This window comes from Chishuiella changwenlii (assembly GCF_900142565.1).
In the GTDB taxonomy this organism is placed as follows: domain Bacteria; phylum Bacteroidota; class Bacteroidia; order Flavobacteriales; family Weeksellaceae; genus Empedobacter; species Empedobacter changwenlii.
On sequence record NZ_FRBH01000007.1, the window covers coordinates 192261 to 210206 of the forward strand.

16 protein-coding genes and 1 tRNA gene are annotated in these 17946 nt (G+C 30.6%); 6 read left to right on the forward strand and 11 right to left on the reverse strand.

What is annotated here, in order from left to right; genetic code table 11:
• Positions 1 to 846 carry a DUF5777 family beta-barrel protein gene (locus tag BUA86_RS10070; RefSeq protein WP_072932355.1) on the reverse strand — a complete coding sequence of 282 codons (846 nt, stop codon included), beginning with the start codon at positions 844 to 846 and terminating at the stop codon, positions 1 to 3.
• 379 nt (positions 847 to 1225) lie between these two features.
• On the opposite strand from BUA86_RS10070, the gene BUA86_RS10075 reads away from it, so the two are divergent.
• The 3 genes from BUA86_RS10075 to BUA86_RS10085 are packed head-to-tail and all read left to right on the forward strand — an operon-like array spanning position 1226 to position 4197.
• The gene (locus BUA86_RS10075) at positions 1226 to 2569 is read left to right on the forward strand and encodes a putative porin (protein WP_072932357.1); all 1344 of its coding nucleotides are present in this window, start codon (positions 1226 to 1228) and stop codon (positions 2567 to 2569) included.
• A 31-nt stretch (positions 2570 to 2600) separates the two neighbouring features.
• Entirely contained in the window at positions 2601 to 3896 is a 1296-nt protein-coding gene (locus tag BUA86_RS10080) for a dicarboxylate/amino acid:cation symporter (protein ID WP_072932359.1), read from the forward strand.
• Between the two features lie 10 nt (positions 3897 to 3906).
• A complete protein-coding gene (locus tag BUA86_RS10085) occupies positions 3907 to 4197 on the forward strand; it encodes a hypothetical protein (RefSeq protein WP_072932361.1) in 291 nt (96 codons plus the stop codon).
• 47 nt (positions 4198 to 4244) lie between these two features.
• Here BUA86_RS10085 and BUA86_RS10090 read toward each other — a convergent pair whose 3' ends face one another.
• Positions 4245 to 6674: an alpha/beta hydrolase family protein gene (locus BUA86_RS10090; protein ID WP_072932363.1), complete on the reverse strand. Its 2430-nt coding sequence runs from the start codon at positions 6672 to 6674 to the stop codon at positions 4245 to 4247.
• A gap of 159 nt (positions 6675 to 6833) precedes the next feature.
• Complete coding sequence (metG, locus tag BUA86_RS10095; RefSeq protein ID WP_072932365.1) at positions 6834 to 8870, reverse strand: methionine--tRNA ligase; 2037 nt, start codon at positions 8868 to 8870, stop codon at positions 6834 to 6836.
• 87 nt (positions 8871 to 8957) lie between these two features.
• Between metG and BUA86_RS10100 the strand changes: the two genes are divergently transcribed.
• Both BUA86_RS10100 and BUA86_RS10105 read left to right on the forward strand, forming a co-directional pair.
• A complete protein-coding gene (locus tag BUA86_RS10100) occupies positions 8958 to 9161 on the forward strand; it encodes a hypothetical protein (protein ID WP_072932367.1) in 204 nt (67 codons plus the stop codon).
• A gap of 123 nt (positions 9162 to 9284) precedes the next feature.
• Positions 9285 to 9980, forward strand: a complete 696-nt coding sequence (locus BUA86_RS10105) for a hypothetical protein (RefSeq protein WP_072932369.1) — start codon at positions 9285 to 9287, stop codon at positions 9978 to 9980.
• A gap of 69 nt (positions 9981 to 10049) precedes the next feature.
• Here BUA86_RS10105 and BUA86_RS10110 read toward each other — a convergent pair whose 3' ends face one another.
• The 3 genes from BUA86_RS10110 to BUA86_RS10120 all read right to left on the reverse strand — a co-directional run bounded on the left by BUA86_RS10110 (position 10050) and on the right by BUA86_RS10120 (position 12815).
• Positions 10050 to 10484, reverse strand: a complete 435-nt coding sequence (locus BUA86_RS10110; protein ID WP_072932371.1) for a hypothetical protein — start codon at positions 10482 to 10484, stop codon at positions 10050 to 10052.
• A gap of 149 nt (positions 10485 to 10633) precedes the next feature.
• Positions 10634 to 11653, reverse strand: coding sequence for a phenylalanine--tRNA ligase subunit alpha (locus tag BUA86_RS10115; RefSeq protein WP_072932373.1), 1020 nt, complete (start codon positions 11651 to 11653; stop codon positions 10634 to 10636).
• Between the two features lie 97 nt (positions 11654 to 11750).
• Complete coding sequence (locus BUA86_RS10120) at positions 11751 to 12815, reverse strand: ABC transporter substrate-binding protein (RefSeq protein ID WP_072932374.1); 1065 nt, start codon at positions 12813 to 12815, stop codon at positions 11751 to 11753.
• A 356-nt stretch (positions 12816 to 13171) separates the two neighbouring features.
• Here BUA86_RS10120 and BUA86_RS10125 point away from each other — a divergent pair.
• Positions 13172 to 13245 (forward strand) — tRNA-Arg (locus tag BUA86_RS10125).
• A gap of 102 nt (positions 13246 to 13347) precedes the next feature.
• On the opposite strand, the gene BUA86_RS10130 is transcribed toward BUA86_RS10125, so the two are convergent.
• The 5 genes from BUA86_RS10130 to BUA86_RS10150 all read right to left on the reverse strand — a co-directional run bounded on the left by BUA86_RS10130 (position 13348) and on the right by BUA86_RS10150 (position 17680).
• On the reverse strand, positions 13348 to 13932 hold the full coding sequence (locus BUA86_RS10130; protein WP_072932376.1) for a Crp/Fnr family transcriptional regulator: 585 nt from the start codon (positions 13930 to 13932) through the stop codon (positions 13348 to 13350).
• A gap of 115 nt (positions 13933 to 14047) precedes the next feature.
• Entirely contained in the window at positions 14048 to 15601 is a 1554-nt protein-coding gene (locus BUA86_RS10135; RefSeq protein WP_244891556.1) for a Na+/H+ antiporter, read from the reverse strand.
• 111 nt (positions 15602 to 15712) lie between these two features.
• Positions 15713 to 16333, reverse strand: a complete 621-nt coding sequence (locus BUA86_RS10140) for an alpha/beta hydrolase (RefSeq protein ID WP_072932380.1) — start codon at positions 16331 to 16333, stop codon at positions 15713 to 15715.
• Between the two features lie 63 nt (positions 16334 to 16396).
• On the reverse strand, positions 16397 to 16693 hold the full coding sequence (locus BUA86_RS10145; protein WP_072932382.1) for a GNAT family N-acetyltransferase: 297 nt from the start codon (positions 16691 to 16693) through the stop codon (positions 16397 to 16399).
• Between the two features lie 54 nt (positions 16694 to 16747).
• Positions 16748 to 17680 carry a ring-cleaving dioxygenase gene (locus BUA86_RS10150; protein WP_072932384.1) on the reverse strand — a complete coding sequence of 311 codons (933 nt, stop codon included), beginning with the start codon at positions 17678 to 17680 and terminating at the stop codon, positions 16748 to 16750.
• Between the last annotated feature and the right edge of the window lie 266 nt (positions 17681 to 17946).

A 17946-nucleotide genomic window follows, 5' to 3' on the forward strand; every position in this document is an offset into this window, starting at 1 on the left:
TTAAAATACTCTATATAAGTTAAATCCAAAAAATACATTTCCCTTTCCCCAATTACCAGAAGCATTTGTTAAGTAACCGATATCTGAATTGAATCTGGAGTTAGAAAATAAAAGTTGAAATACATGTCCTCCTGTTTCAATGTCCAAGCCTAAAGAGAAAGGATTTTTATAAATACTAGAATTAGAAAAATTTACGAAATACTCTGTATTTACAGATATCCTTTTAGATAGTTTGTATCTACCTCCTAAACCTGTAAGAAATTGATCTTTTTCTTCTTCTTTAGGCTCATAAAGATTTTTATGAACAAAAGATGGAGAAAACTGCAATGAAAAGCTTTCACTGAATCTTCTAGAAACTAATGCTTGAGAGAGATAAGATAATCGATTAGAAAATTTTAATCCAGGATAGTCATCTTTACTCAAATCAGAGTTAACAGCTAATACATTGTATCCAACTATTTCTACAGGGAAGTTTTCGGACTGTTTAGCAATACGATACTTGATTCCTCCTTCGTAAGTTTTTAAAAGTGTTTCTCGAGAAAGACTAAGAGATAAATTATCTGTTAATCCGTAAATAAAACCAATTTTCGTAGAAGCATTATCAAGACCGAAAAAGTTGTCAAATCCTTGACTAACATCTCCAAATCTATGGGCGACAACAGAGTAAAGATCTCCTTTTGAAGCTAATTTTGTAGATTGTCCTGTTACAATTTGTAATCCCTTAAATGCAGGAGGAATAAATCCTGTTTCGGTAGTAGTCTCTATTTCTTCTAATAAATCTTCTTCCTGTGCATAAATAAAAGGAGAAAATATCATCATAAGAAATAGAATAGTATTCTTATTCATATTTATAGATTTAATGCCCCGTCATCAAATAGAGTACCAATGAGCTCTAAATCAATAATTAATATTTAATAAGAATTTATTTAGATTAACTTCATATAGCAACAATCTTTTTAAGCAGTATTTTTCTCAAAATTTTAATTTAGTATGTATATGATGATTGATTAAGAGTCATAAAAAAACTTCATTTTTCGATAAAACATTTTTAAATGCATATATAGTTGATTAAGTATTGATAGGAGTGTTTTTTTAATGGTTAAGTATTGATTTTCAATTTTTAAAGTGTAAAAATTGTAGTATTTTTTATGTTAAAAAAACTGTGAAATTTTGAATATAGAAGAAAAATACTGATTATTGCGTACCTAAATCTACTACCTAAAAAATGAAGAATAAATTATTAGCATTTGTTTTGCTTTTGTGTTCATTTTCTTATTCTCAAGAAAAGAGTGAGATAGATGAACTTAGAGAAGAAATAAAACAATTAAAAGAGAAAATAGATAGCAATTCAACTTCTATAAAACACATTCAGGATAATCCAATACCTGCAGACGAATTAAAATCACCAGCTCGCATAAAATTTTCAGGTGGAGGACTTCTTCGATTTGGTGAATGGGATGTGAATCAACAAAGAATAAACCCCAAAAAAGGCTTACATTACAAAGACAGAGATAGATTTTGGAGTCGATTTAATTTTTATCTGGGAACAGATATTAAATTAACAAAAGATATCGATTTCCATGCTCGTATAAGAACCGGAAACAAACAGTATTCTTTTATTTCTTTTGGAGGAAATGATGATGAAAGATTGAATGTTTTACTAGACGAATTTTGGCTTAACTATTCCTATAAATTTACAGATTTAAGGATAGGTAGGCAAAGTGCATCTAGAATTTGGAATAATCAATCTGGCGTAATGTTCGACATTCCAACTCATGATGGGGCAACTATTGTATCTGATTTTAAATTAGGGAGTGATTTAAATCTAAAATCTAAAGCTGCTTACTTTGTAGAAAGATATGCGAATAATGCTCCTTTAAAAGATCAAGGAAAAATGTATGGTTTTTCTTTAGAATTATCTTCTACGATTGCGAATGCTATTCCTTGGAAAATATCTAGTGGAATTATAAAAGCGGAGGCATTACCAACTAGATATAAAAATGATTTAGCACAAACAGGAAATGGAGTAACACTCTATAATGATGGTGATTTGGCACCAGATTATTCTATTTGGGCAAGTCAATTTAATATAAAATTTAAGCAATTTTACGGTTTATCATTAATAGTAGATTATTATAATAATTTAAGAAAGTATAATGAGAACCCAATTTCTCACATGATTTACGATATAAATGGAAACAATTCTTATTCGAATCGAAATGAATATGATTCTTCTAAAAGTGTAGATTTTACAAAACAAACCCAAGGTTTTGTTGCAACCATTGCAATAGGAGATCAAGCAATAGCAAAACAAATTTATGCAGGTATATCTTATCTATATATGGAAAAGTACGCTGCGATGGACTATTTTGCTCAGTATGACTTTTCGCGTTGGACATCATCAAATATTAAAGGACCAGAATTTTCTCTTGCTTACAAATTAAATAAATATTTAAAACTACGGTCTAGATTATTTATAGCAGAAGAAATAAAAGGACTAAATGCTATAGATACTGATTTTAAAAGATCTGGAACAAGAATAAGAATTGATATGAATATTAATTTTTAGATAAAATAACTCACATAAACCTTTTTTAGATATGAAAATAGCATTACACTGGAGAATTTTAATAGGGATAATTTCAGGGATTATCTTAGGTATTTCATTAAATTATTTTTTTAGAAACGAACCTGATGATAACTTTTTTTACTACATAAAATTTCTTTTTAAATATGTAGGATCTGTATTTGTAAAATTACTTAAGATGCTTGTTGTTCCATTGGTAATGGCATCTATTTACATGTCTATTGTTAGCCTAGAGAATATTGCAGAAATAGGAAAAATAGGGAAAAAGACAATCATGTATTATATGTTAACAACAGCCTTAGCAGTTTTAATGGGAATTGTTGTTGTAAATATTATTCAACCGGGAAATGTTTCTGTAGAAACTGCAAGTGTTTTAAAGAAAGCAATGAATGTTCCAGATAAGGTATCGAGTGCAGGAGTGGGAGACAAAAGCTCTTTTGAGATTGTTGTTGATACTTTAGTAGGAATGATCCCTGATAATCCATTTAATGCTTTGGCAACTACCAATGTACTTCAAGTAATATTCTTCTCTATTTTTATAGCAATTATTGCTGTAACAATGCGAGAAAAATCTGAACCATTTAATAATTTAATGAAATCTGTTGACGCTTTAATGCAAAAAGGAGTTGTTACAATAATGGGGTTAGCTCCATACTTTTTATTTTTCTTAGTGGGAGGAATTTTTATGCAAATAGGTATAGAAGCTCTACTTCCTTTATTAAAATATGCTTTTACGGTATTACTAGGTTTATTAGTTCATGGATTTATCATTTTACCATTAGTTGTCTGGATTTTTACAAAAGAGAATCCTTATAAGTATTTACTTAAAATGATGACACCTTTATTAACAGCTTGGTCAACATCATCATCTGCAGCAACTTTACCTGTTACGATGAAAACTGTAGAGAAAATAGGGGTTAGTCCAAAAATATCAAATTTTGTATTGCCATTAGGTGCAACAATAAATATGGATGGAACTGCTCTTTATGAATCAGTAGCAGTTATTTTTATTGCTGGTTTATTAGGTGTTCCTTTAGATTTTGGTCAACAAGTAGTTATTTTTCTTACAGCTTCATTAGCTGCAATGGGAGCAGCTGCAATTCCAGGAGCGGGTTTAGTAACAATGGGAATTGTATTATCTGCGGTTGGTTTGCCGTTAGAGGCAATAGGTATTATACTTGCTGTTGATGCACTATTAGATCAATTTAGAACAACTATTAATGTATGGGGAGATATCACAGCAGCAATAGTGATTAATAAATCAGAAAAGAATAAAGAAGAATTAGAAGAAAGTATTTTAATTGAATAAAACACTACTTATGAAAATACCAAAAATTATAGAAAGATTCATTTTTGAAAGTATAACAGCCACATTTGTTTATAAAGGACACAAAATGTTTTCTGCTACATATATTAACCCAGAAAATGGTGTTAAAATGAAGCTATTTACTTGTTATGATGAACAAATAAATAGTCAAACATTTGGAATATCGGTAAATAAATCCATTATTAGTGGTATACCAACTTTTGAAAAATTAATAGAAATAGCTTTTGAACTTGTAAGAGAAAATAAAAGCTTTTTAGGAAGTAATCAAATCGACTCTATTTAATTCAAATAAAAAAGGTTGCATTTGCAACCTTTTTTATTTAGAAAAAATTATTTTCCTTTATTCTTTACATATTTTTCTAACCATTGATCTTGTTCCCATAACATATGTAGAACATTTTCTTTGGCAGCATAACCGTGAGATTCTTTTGGTAAAAGAACAAAACGAGTTGTTGCACCTAAACCTTTAAGGGCGTTAAAATAACGCTCAGATTGCATAGGGAAAGTACCTGTATTGTTATCTGCTTCACCATGAATTAATAATAATGGTGTTTTCATTTTCTCTGCATTCATAAATGGAGACATTGTATTGTAAACTTCTGGAGCTTCCCAATAGTTACGTTGTTCCGACTGAAATCCGAATGGAGTTAATGTACGGTTATAAGCTCCTGAACGAGCAATTCCTGCAGCAAATAAATTAGAATGTGTTAATAAGTTAGCTGTCATAAAAGCTCCATAAGAATGTCCTCCTACAGCAACACGTCCTCTATCTATAAATCCTAAAGCATCAACAGCATCAATTGCAGCTTTTGCATTTGCAACCAATTGTGGTACAAATGTATCATTTGGCTCTTCTTTTCCTTCTCCAATAATTGGGAAAGCAGCATTATCAAGTACAGCATATCCTCTTAACGCCCAAAAAACTGGACCTCCGTAAGAAGGAGATGTAAATTTATTTTCTGAAGTTGTAACTTGTCCTGCTGTAGCAGCATCTTTAAACTCTCTAGGGTAAGCCCACATTAACATTGGTAACTTCTCCTTTTTCGTTTTATCATAATTTGGAGGTAAGTACAATGTTCCAGATAATTCTACTCCATCTGCACGCTTATAAGTAATTAATTCCTTGTAAACATTATCTAAAGATTCGAACGGATTTTTAGTAAATGTAACTTGTTTTGCTTTTCCTCCTTTTTGGAAAATATTACGAATATATAAATTAGGATAATCAGATTTAGATTGAATTTGCTCTAAAACAATACCTTTCTTAGTATCAATAAAACGAACAATAGCTTCTAATTTATCAGATTTCTGAGCTCTCCATAAACGCGTTACTTTTTGTGTTTTGATATCAAAATCATCAACAAATGGTAAAACACCTTCAGCAGAAATACCTTCACCTGTTAATAATAATTTTCCTTTGTTAAAAGAAAGAACATTATATCCATAATCATTCATCTCTGTTACAAAAGATCCAGGATCATTGTAGGCATCTTGTGTATTACGACTAAAAAATCTTTTTGCTTCTTGCGAAGGATTTGAAGGATTAAAAATATAATAACTTTCGTTACGTGTATTATACCAAGAATCTCTTATTAATGCAACATCATTATTTCCCCAAGTTACACCACGGTAACGGTCTTTTACTTTTACTAATAATTCTTGTTTCCCTGTAAAAGGAGCTGCTAATTGATATAAAGCATCACGGTATTCTGCAGGTTTGTTTGCGTCTCCACCATCTAATGCTTCAACCCAATATAATGTAGAAGGTTGATCAGCACGCCAGTATAAACTTCTTTTTCCTAAAATAGTAGAAGAAAATCCTTTAGGAACAACTTCTTGTAAAGCTTTTTTATCTACTTCTTTTACTAATTTTCCGTTGATATCAAAAACAGTATCTACAGAAGGAAAACTATTATAAGTTACGATGTAAGAAAATGGTTTCTGAATTTCGCTTGTTAAAACATATTTTCCATCAGGAGAAACAGAAACATCTGTATACATTGCAGCATCTTTCCATTTTGTTTTTGTCCCGCTTTCTATGTCAACTTTAACCAATTCTGATAAAGCTAATTGTTCAAAATTAAACTCATCATTTTTATTTTTTAATAAATCTTGATATGTTCTGTTTTGAGCTTCTTTTCCGTCTGCTACAGAAACTGTAGGACCTGTAGGAATAGCATCTGTTGTATTAATTAATGCTTTTTTAGAAGCAGGAATAACATTCACCATTACTTCTTTATCAGAAATCCAACTAAATGGTCTTCCTAAGTTTGCATTTAATTTATCTTCGTAAATCTTTGTAGCGTTTAAAGTTTTTACATCAATAATCCATAATTCTACACCTTTTTCAGTTGTATTAGTTACGGCAAATTTTGATTGACTTTTATTCCAAGACTGATTAGAAAAGCGCCCTACAGATGGTAAACCTGCAATTGTTTTTTCTTTTGAAGTTTTTAAATCATAAAAAGTAATTTTCTCACTAAAAACTTCACGAGAATTTATATTTGTTACTGGATTAATACGTAATCCTGCTAATCTAAATTCTGTTTCAGATAATTCTGCAATTGTTTTGTAGCGACTTCTGTAAGATAAAAAAGAATTCTCAGCCTTACGATCTGTAGAAATCGATGGTGGCATTTCAGCATCTGCTAATTGTAAAATTTCTTGTGGAGGTTTTTGGTAGGTAACATTTTCTTGTGCATAAAGCGTAGAACCTAATGTCATCGCTAAAAACACTAAGGAATAAATTATTCTCTTCATGATGTTTGTTAATTTTTACTAAGATAGGGATTTAGTTATTATTTGAGGTTGCTTAAAACCTAAATTTGTAGTAAAAATTATAAAAATTCAAAAGCTGTTTTCACAAATTGCGAAAACAGCTTTTTTATAGAGAATATTTTACGTATTATTTAATACAAATTATCCAACTTGTACACCATTTGGAGTCTCTGCTTCTGGATTTACAAATGTTAATTTACCATCTGCTTTATCAGCAAATAATAACATTCCGTTAGATTCTATTCCACGAATCTTTCTTGGAGCTAGATTAGCTAAAACCATTGCTTGTTTACCAACAATTTCTTCTAAAGTAAAATGTTCTGCGATTCCAGAAACAATTGTACGAATATCCATTCCTGTATCAACTCTTAATTCGAATAATTTATCAGCTTTTTCTACTTTTTTTGCTTCTAAAATTGTTCCGATACGAATGTCCATTTTTTGGAAATCATCAAAAGAAATTAATTCTTTTTGTGGTTCTGCATTTGGGTTTGTCATATTATTTTTGACTTTACTGTCGTTTAATTTATTTATTTGATGCTCTATTGCCTCGTCTTCTATTTTAGCAAAGATTAATGCTGATTCACCTAATTGATGTCCAGTAGGAATATATTCGTCTGTTGACTCTAAATCATTCCAATCCGCTTTTTCAATATTCATCATTGCTAACATTTTTTCAGAAGCAAACGGAATAAATGGCTCTCCAAATTGTGCTAATGCAGCAGCAATTTGTGTTGCTGTGTACATAATTCCTTTTACAGCTTCTGGCTCATCACCTTTTTTCCAAGGTTCTTGTGCTTGTAAGAACTGGTTTCCTAAACGTGCTAAATTCATATACTCTGTTAAAGCTGCACGGAATTCATATTTCTCAATATGTTCTGCAATGCGTTGAGCGAAGTATTTAATTTGTGTTAGTTCTTCAAACTCGATTGTTTTTTCAGGAACAATTCCTTCATAATATTTGTGAGAAAGAACCATTACACGATTAATAAAGTTTCCTAAAATCCCAACTAACTCTGAATTATTTTTTGTTTGAAAATCTTTCCAAGTAAAATTATTGTCTTTGTTTTCTGGCATATTAGCCGTTAAAACATAGCGTAAAGTATCTTGTTGATTAGGAAATTCTTCTAAATATTCGTGTGCCCATACAGCCCAGTTTCTAGAAGTAGATATTTTATCATCTTCTAAATTTAAGAATTCGTTTGCAGGAACATTGTCTGGCATAATGTAATCACCATGAGCTTTCATCATTGTAGGGAAAATAATACAATGGAAAACAATGTTATCTTTTCCAATAAAGTGAACTAATTTAGTTTCTTCATTTTGCCAATAATCTTTCCAATTTTTCCCATTCTTTTCTGCCCATTCTTGTGTAAAAGAGATGTATCCAATTGGTGCATCGAACCAAACATACATTACTTTTCCTTCAGCACCTTCTACAGGAACAGGAATACCCCAGTTTAAATCACGTGTCATTGCACGAGGTTTTAAACCATCGTCTAACCAAGATTTTACTTGTCCATAAACACTCGATTTCCAATCATTTTTATGCCCATCTAAAATCCATTCTTTTAAAAAGTCTTGGTATTGATCTAAAGGTAAATACCAGTTTTTTGTTTCTTTTCTAATAGGTGTATTTCCAGATAAAGCAGAACGAGGATTAATTAATTCTTCTGGGCTTAAAGTAGATCCACATTTTTCGCATTGATCACCATAAGCATCCGTATTTCCACACTTCGGACATTCTCCACGTATATAACGATCGGCTAAAAACTCTTTAGCTTCTTCGTCATAAAACTGTTCTGTAACGTCTTCTGTAAATTTATTATTGTTGTATAAAGTTTTAAAGAAGTCTTGAGAAACTTCTTTATGTTTTGTAGAAGTTGTACGAGAATAAACGTCAAATGTTACGCCAAAGTTTTCTAACGTATTCTTGATATTCTCATGGTAACGATCTACAATATCTTGTGGTGTAACACCTTCTTTTTTTGCACGTATTGTAATTGGAATTCCGTGTTCATCAGAACCTCCAATAAATGCAACATCTTTTCCTTTTCTTCTCAGAAAACGAGCATAAATATCCGATGGAATATAAACACCTGCCATGTGACCAATATGTAAAGGTCCATTTGCATAAGGTAAAGCTGCTGTAATTGTATATCTTTTTGGTTGAAACATTTCTTAAAATCTATAAACGACAAAGATACGATTTGTAGTTTGTTTTGCTTAAACCTTTTTCTTATTTTTATAAAGTAATTCTATTTTATGAAAGATCAAGTTGTCGCAACACCAGAAGATTTAGTTTCGGATTCTATAAATAATATCTTTACGTATATTAATTATTTTTTAGTTGCAGCTTTAGTTGTTTTATTAATTTATATGACAATTAGAGATTTTAAGAAAAAGAAGGCACAAAAACAATTGGATAAAGAGCGAGAAGAATATGCTAGAAGTGGCGATGAAAATTAAATTTTATTTAAATTTTACCAACTTTAGTCATCTAAACGCTAATCTATTCATTTAAGATTTTTTCATTCTTTAAAACTACCTTATCTTAGGCGAGAATTAACACATTTAGGAAATCTAACTATTATGAGTTCGTACGAGTATTACAACTTTCCGATTCAGTTAATTAAAGGTTTTTTAGACGATTCTAAAAAAGTTTTAATTGATATTTCGCATTATTGCATATACAGAGTCTTTATTGATAATTTTGAAAAATATTCAGGATCTTTCACAGGATACCAAAAAGCTTGTGATGATTTTGGTATAGAATTTAAGAATGTGGCGGCTGCTTACCAAAACGGAAAAGATTTATACGAAGCAACAATTAGTAAAAGTCCCATGGTCGGAATGACATCAGAAATGTATTGGGATTACATGACGAATGAGAAAACCGATTTTGAGAAAGTTTTACTATTAGGAGATTTAGCTTTTAAGAGTATTTTAGGAGCAAAATCGTACATTAAATTAGATAACAAGTATTGGTTTAGTAGAATGAATGGTTCTGCAAAATCAATTACAAAAGAAGAACTTTCACCAAGTTTACAGCGTTATCTTAATGAATATCAAACCAAGAAAATTAAAAATAAATTAATTGCAGATTGGGGGCTTTCTTCTTATTCTAGATTTAACAGAGGGTTTTATATTAGCTATAAAATGACTTTAGATGATTTGGCTTATCATGCCGAAAAAATAAGAAAATCTACACAAGACAAGAAAATTAAAAACGACGTAAAAACTGCTCATGAAAAGGCAATGGAGCGTTTAGCAAAAGAAAATTTATAGAAATCATTCATTTTCAAAATAACATAAAAATATGGACAAAATTTTGTCCCTATTTTTATGTTATAAAGTTTAATTCAATTTATATCTAATTCCTAAAAATCCTCTTATATATAAATCTCTATCATCCATTTCATATAGAGGGGTGAATTCTATATTTAATGATAAATTTTTAAAATTATCAAATGGTTTTACAGCGACTCCAACAGGAAGTACAAAACCATTAATCTGATTAAAAATCATACCTGCTCCGACATATAAATCATACTTATTTTTATTGATGAAATTATAATTTAACACCAATTCTGGAGTAATATTATCGATGTTTGTTCCAGAATAAATTCTTAAATCAGTCCACAATTTTTCATTAAAATTATAACCAATAGCAAATTTTGAATTTGAACTATTTGTGTAAAATGAAGCTGAAATTTGTGAATAGGTTTTTGTAGATAAAATAAGAATAGAAAATAATGTAATAAAATTTCTTAAAGTTTTAGTTTTTGACATATATCGTTTAATTTATTATATAATAATATGTCTATTACTTTCATTTATTCGGTTTTAAGCGGATAGGTTAACTTAGATTTAATATTAATAAATAAAAAAATCTCACTTTATTTAAAGTGAGATTTTTAAAATATAATTTGTGTATTTTTTTAGAATAATTCTGCTTGAAATTGCTCAATAAAACGTTTATCATTTTCTGTGTATAAACGAATATCACCAATTTGATATAATAATAAAGCAATACGCTCTATCCCCATACCAAATGCGTATCCAGAATATTTCTCAGGATCAATATCTACATTTCTTAATACGTTAGGGTCAACCATTCCACATCCCATAATTTCTAACCAACCAGTTCCTTTGGTCATACGATAGTCTGTTTCAGTTTCTAATCCCCAATATACATCAACTTCTGCAGAAGGCTCTGTAAATGGAAAGTAAGAAGGACGTAAACGGATTTCAGATTTCCCAAATAATTCTGTTGTAAAATAACTTAATGTTTGTTTTAAATCTGCAAAAGAAACACCTTCGTCAATATATAAACCTTCTATTTGGTGAAACATCATATGAGAACGAGATGAGATTGCCTCATTACGGTAAACACGACCAGGAGCTAAGAAACGCATAGGAGGTTTATTGTTCTCCATGTGACGAATCTGAACAGATGATGTATGTGTACGTAAAACGATATCTGGATCTTTTTCAATGAAGAAAGTATCTTGCATATCACGAGCAGGGTGATATGTTGGTAAATTTAAAGCTGTAAAATTATGCCAATCGTCTTCAATTTCTGGACCTTCAGAAACACTAAATCCAATACGATTAAAAATCTCAATAATTCGATTTTTTGTAATATTAATCGGATGACGAGAACCTAATGGAAAAGGTTCACCTGGACGAGTTAAATCTAAAGAAGTATCTGTTTTTCCTTCATTAGAAATCTCATTTTTAAGAACAGTTGATTTTTCAGTTGCTAATGTTTTTAATTCATTTACAACTTGACCAAATTCTTTTTTTTGTTCGTTTGGAACAGATTTAAACTGAGTGAATAAATCGGTTAAAATTCCTTTTTTTCCTAAAAATTTAATTCTGAATTCTTCAATTTCAGCAGCATTTGTTGAATGAAAGTTTTTTACTTCCTCAATATATTGTTTGATTTGGTCAATCATAATTTTTTGATCAATTTGGATACAAATTTAACGGATAATCAATTTATAACAAATTATTCGTGAGTTTTTATCTATAAAAGAGTTTAATAAATGGCCTTTACTTTAATTGTTGATAAAAATAAAGGGTATAATTCGGAAATAAATCGGGGTAAAAAATCTTTCCTAAATCATTTAGTATAATATCTGGGCGAACAATTCCTTGCTCAAAATAATCATTGGCACCTTTTATATTCATACGTTTATTATAAGCATAAACATTTCCATTTTTAAATGCATCAAACCAAGTATAATTAGGATATGAAGCCTTCATCTCAGCTAAAGAATTTGCACTTGTAACGTTAATCCAATAATTAGCAGATTTACCTTTTTTATACACTTCTTCAAACGTTAGGCTCAAGCTATTTAATCCTGTTTTGTCATTAAAAATATAATTTCCTTTTGCGTCTTCAATTAATTTTGCTTGTAACAAGTCTTTTGTAGGTAAATACCAAACATCTCCATACATTGTGTTAACAAGCGTAGATACATTACCTTTTCCTTTCGTTTGAATAATATTTTTTATAGAATCGTATCTATTTTTTACCAACTCAAATTGTTGATTGGCTTCATTATTTTTATTAAATAATTTTCCGAAAACTTTTAAATATTCTATTTGTCCCAAAGGATTTTGTTCTTTGTATTCGTCAAGATATAAAACCTTAATACCGTTTTGTTCTAATTGTTGATGGTATTTTGCTAAAACAGGGTTGGAGTTCGCAATAATTAGTTGAGGTTTATTTTTTAAAATTGTCTCAGTAAATAATTCGTTCGAGTTTCCAATTTCTAGAATCGTCTTATTTTTAATTCCTTGATCTATTTTAGGATTATACATAAAACTGGCATCTGTTACACCTTTTATTAAGTTGAATTCTCCTAACTCTGTTAAAAATGAAACAGCAGAAGAGGTTTCTACCATCACGCTTTTTATAGGAAGTTCTTCTTTCTTGAAAGAAATTGTATTTCCAGATGATTTTATCGTAAGTGTTTGCTCATTTTCTTCAATCGAAATATTTTTTGAAAATTGAAAAGAATTGGGATTTTCAATGGTTTTATTTTCCGAAGATTGTTTACAATTAAATATTAGGAGGAGAAAAAGAAGACTTAGAACACTATTTTTTATCATTTTTTTGAATTGATTAATTAAACTGCAAGATATGAATTTTAGAAAAATTGCTAAAAATAATAATCTAGGAGCCTACTTAAAATTCATCTAATAATTTGTTTATGTCTCTTTTTAGCGATAAAATCGTTAAATTTCTCATGATAGCTTCCGGCTATCCTTGCAAAATTTGCCTATTTATTTCTCAAAATAAACTATAAACAGTTTTATAATATAAATTTAAGTAGGCTCTAAATAATTGAAAACTTGTTGATTAAATTTCAGTTAAAAAAAAGTTATTAAAAAACTAGGTTTTTAGCAGAAAAGTGCTGTATATTTGCAGTCGAAAATAATGAAAACCTATTCATAATTTTCTAAATGGCCGAGTGGCGCAACTGAATAGCGCACTTGATTACGGCTCAAGAGGTTACAGGTTTGAATCCTGTCTCGGTCACAAAAAAGGCGTTAACTATTTTAGTTAACGCCTTTTTATTTTAGAAAAAAAATGTCAAATATTTTCATATTCGACATTTGGTATAAATTTAAATGTATTATTTTATTGTTGCTTATTCGCTAAACGCTTTCTAATTGTACTTACAAATTCCTTAGAAACACCTAAATATGAAGCAATATAATATTGCGCTACACGCTGCGGAATCGTAGGATATACTTTTATAAATTCAAGATAACGATCTGTAGCAGGTTGCGAAATTGTTTTTACCAAACGGTTTTGAAGTGTTACTACATAACGTTGCATCATCATTCGGAAAGCTCTTTCAAACTTCGGTACTCTCTGCAATAATTCCTCTTTCGTTTCTGGAGTTAACATATAGATCTCAGTATCTTCCAACGTTTCTATAAAAATCTTTGAAGGTGTTTTATTATTAAAAGAATCAATATCAGTAATCCACCAGTCTTCAACGGCGAACAGAAGTGTTACTTCAAATCCATTTTCATCAAGATAATACGTTCGTATACAACCTTCTTTTACAAAACCTTCAAACTGACAAATTTCTCCTTCGCGTAGAAGATGTGTTTTCTTAGGAAATGTCTGAAGAGTCAGTAAATCTTCATAAATTTTTTCCTCCTCAGCCGTTAAACTAACAAATCGAGAAATGTTTTTAATGATATTTTGAAACATAAATTTATTTTACGGGTGCAAATTAGGAAAAAGTGTGTAAACTTTATTCTTTAGAAGTTCACTTCCTCCGTATTTTTGTTTTCTAGTCACCATTCCGTCAAAAAATTGGTTTATATTACATATGTCTATTTCCAGTAATTTTTAGCTCATTCAAATCCAATTGAGATTCAGCTTTTCTTATTTCATCATCACTGAATTCCTTTTCGCGCTTAATTTTAAAAAGTTCCTTTCGTTGCAATGCAAAAATATCAAGCATAATTTCGTGATATTCATTCAGATCGTTTCGTCTATTGGTACACATTTCCAATGATTCTAGATGACTTTGTTGTTGTTGAATATCATTTTCAACGGTATTTTTAAAATTCTCTACCAGACTGTTTGTTTCTAGATTAGATGAATACTTTTCAGTTAATCGGTTAATTGAAAGATTATTCAATCTGATTTGAATACTTGCCTGCTGTTCATGAGACGGGAGAATAGGATCCAATTCACCAATTTTAGTCAATTTAATAATCAACGGAAGTGTTAAACCTTGAAAGACTAATGTCACAAAAATAACTACAAACGTGATAAAAATAATCAGATTCCTCATAGGAAAAGCTGTCTCGCTATTCATCATTACAGGAATTGACAAAGCAGTTGCTAGTGATACAACACCACGCATTCCTGCCCACCCAATAATTAGAGGATTTTTCCATCCTGGATTTGGAGATTTTCTTTCTTTTTTGCTCAACCATCTGGGTACATGAGCCACAGGATAAATCCATAAAAGACGCACTACAATTACAATTAAACTGATGATTAAACCATATTTAATACCTTCCATTACAGAAGTTTCACCTAAACCATTTATAATATCAGGAAGTTCTAAACCTATCAAGACGAAAACCAGTACATTCATTACGAAAATCAATGTGTTCCAAACACCGGTCATATTTATTCTCGTTATTCCAGTCTTGAAAATCTCATGTGAACGAAACGACATAAACAGTCCACCACTTACTACAGACATTACTCCAGAATAATGGAAATGCTCTGCAGCCAAAAATAAAACATAAGGTGTAATTACTGTTAATGCAGCATCAATTGCAGGAGTTGTTGGCAAAAACCGATGAATAGCGTAAAAAACGTGTGCTCCTGCAATTCCGACAACAACTCCCATTCCAGCCACTAAAAAGAATTGTCCTGTAGCTTCCTGCATCGAAAATACTCCCGTCATCACAGCTACTAAAGCAAATCTGAAAACGATAAGAGATGAAGCATCATTTATAAGGCTTTCTCCTTCCAACATTGCAATTGTACGTTTCGGAACTTTAAGACCTTTTAAAACCGTTGTTGCTGCAATGGCATCTGGTGGAGAAACAATTCCGCCTAATAAAAACCCCATTGCCAATGTAAATCCAGGAATTAAAGCTTGTGAAGCGAATGCTACAACAATAGAGGTTATAAAAACCAATCCGAAAGCAAGTGATCCAATGGTACGTTTCCATTTCCAGAAATCATTCCACGAGGTATACCAAGCAGCTTCATACAATAAAGGAGGGAGAAAAATAAGAAAAATAATATCAGGATCTAGTTGTAAAACCGGAACTCCCGGAATAAAACTGATTCCTAAACCTGCTAATACCAAAAATATAGGATAAGCAATTCTAATGCGTTGTGCCAACATTACTAGGAATATTACGACAATTAAAAGTCCGAGAATTAAAAGGAGTTTTTCGTGCATAGTTTTATTTTTTTTAGATGTCAGACGGCAAGATGCTAGACTTACACTTAGTGTTTATTTAAAGATAATAGAATTAGCTAATTCAATTTGCTCTTGATTTATAGAATGTCCAAAATTAACATAGACTTTCTCTGTAACATCAGCATTCATTTCTCTCAAAATATTGGTTGTAGCATAAACTCGTTCCACTGGAACGTGGAAATCAGGGTTGCTCGTTCCTAAGAAAATTGGAGTTTGTGCAAAATCACCTTTGTAATTTTCACGATTAATTTTTTCACCAATAACTCCACCTATAATGGCAACTGCACCACCAAATTTTTGAGCATTTCTTGCTAAAAATTCCAATGTTAAACACGCTCCTTGTGAAAACCCGAAAAAGTAAATGTTTTCAGCTTTAATCCCTGCATCCAAAGCAGTTTGGACAGTTTTTCCTACTGTCTCGATTGCTGATGATAACCAAGGTTCGTTTTGTTCTGTTGGTGCAATGAATGAAAAAGGATACCAAGTTCCGTTCGTAGCTTGTGGTGCCAATAAGGCATAATCTTCCACATTCAAATGCTGAGATAAACTCAAAATATCTTGTGCACTTCCGCCTCTTCCATGAATCATGATTAAAACATTTTCTGCTTCATTCAATGATTTACCTCCTGTTTTTATATCTAAAATATGACTCATTTTATCTGTATTATTTTAGTTGATGGTATTTTGTTAACTGCTGATAATTTAATTTATAGCTTATTAAGCTTCTTCTTTGAACCAAACGTCTTTGTATTCTTCGGGATTTCGTTTGAATTGTGCATGAACGTATGGGCAAAGCGGAACTATTTTTAAATTATTCTCTCTGGCATAAGAAACCAGTTGATTTAATAATAATTTCGCAAAACCATTTCCTGCGTATTCGTCATCAACCTCGGTATGATAAACAGTTAATTTATCTTTTATAACCGAGATATCCATTTTACCTGCTTTTTTATCGTCTGAGAAAAGTTGAACTTCACCTCTTACATTTCCTAAAACTACTTTTGTTGTTTCCATACTATTTTTTTGCTTATTGCTAAGATATATTGTTTGTGAAATTTGCGTAATGACCTATGATAACTTAGGTAATACTTCTTCGATTCTTGAACGTAATGGCTCGTGCTGTTTTGGAAGTTTTAAGTTAGTCCCCAATTCATCTAAAGGCTCATCTACAGTGAATCCTGGATTGTCAGTTGCAATCTCGAATAAAATACCTCCTGGCTCACGGAAATATAATGAGTAGAAATAATCTCTGTCGATTTTAGTCGTGATATTTAATCCTGCTGCAACTACTTTTTCACGAAATTCCATTAAAACTTCTTCATCTTTTACTCTAAAAGCAACGTGATGATTAGTTCCTGCCGCGTTTTTTCCTGACTGGATTTCATCATTCTCAATAATATCAACAATATTAGCTGTTTCAATAGCATTGGTTGCAAATCTGTATCTGTCACCTTCCTTTTTTTGTAAATCGTATCCGAAAATATCTGTCAATACTTTGATGGTAGGAGCTGCATTTTTCAGTGTTAAAGTAATATTGTGAAAACCTTTCAAACCATTTTCATCTTTAATATCATCAGTTACCCAAGGTTTTCTGTCATCTGCTGTTGAAGATTCGATGAACTGTAATTGTAAACCGTCTGGATCTTGAAATGAAATCAGTTTTTCACCAAAAATCTCTCCTTCTTCAAAATCTACATGAAATTCTTGAAGTCTATTTTTCCAAAATTCTAAGCTACCTTTTGGAACTGAATATCCGATATGTGTTGCCAAACCCGATCCGTTAGTTCCTTTACTAATTCTCTCCCAAGGAAAGAAAGTTAGGATTGTTCCTGGAGTTCCTTCTTCGTTTCCGAAATAAAAGTGATACGTAGTTGGATCGTCAAAGTTGACAGTTTTCTTTACTAATCTTAATCCTAAAACCTGAGTGTAAAAAGCTAAATTTCTATTTGCGTTTCCTGCGATTGCTGTAATGTGGTGCAATCCTAATATTCTATTTTCCATTTTGTTTATTATTTAATTTTGATATGACAAATTTATGACGAGTGAAAATGCTACACATTTAACTAGTTTAATAAATCACATTTCTATGAATTTAATTTTGAAAGAATATTACTTCTATATAAAAACGATATTCAATACTATAATGATACTTTTTAAAACAGATAATCTTAGGTAGTTCGAATTTTGGAAAAATGCTTTTAAAATTTTTTTCCATTAAAATATACGAAATTAAACTAGATTAATTTTTACGTGTTTTGGCTGCTATA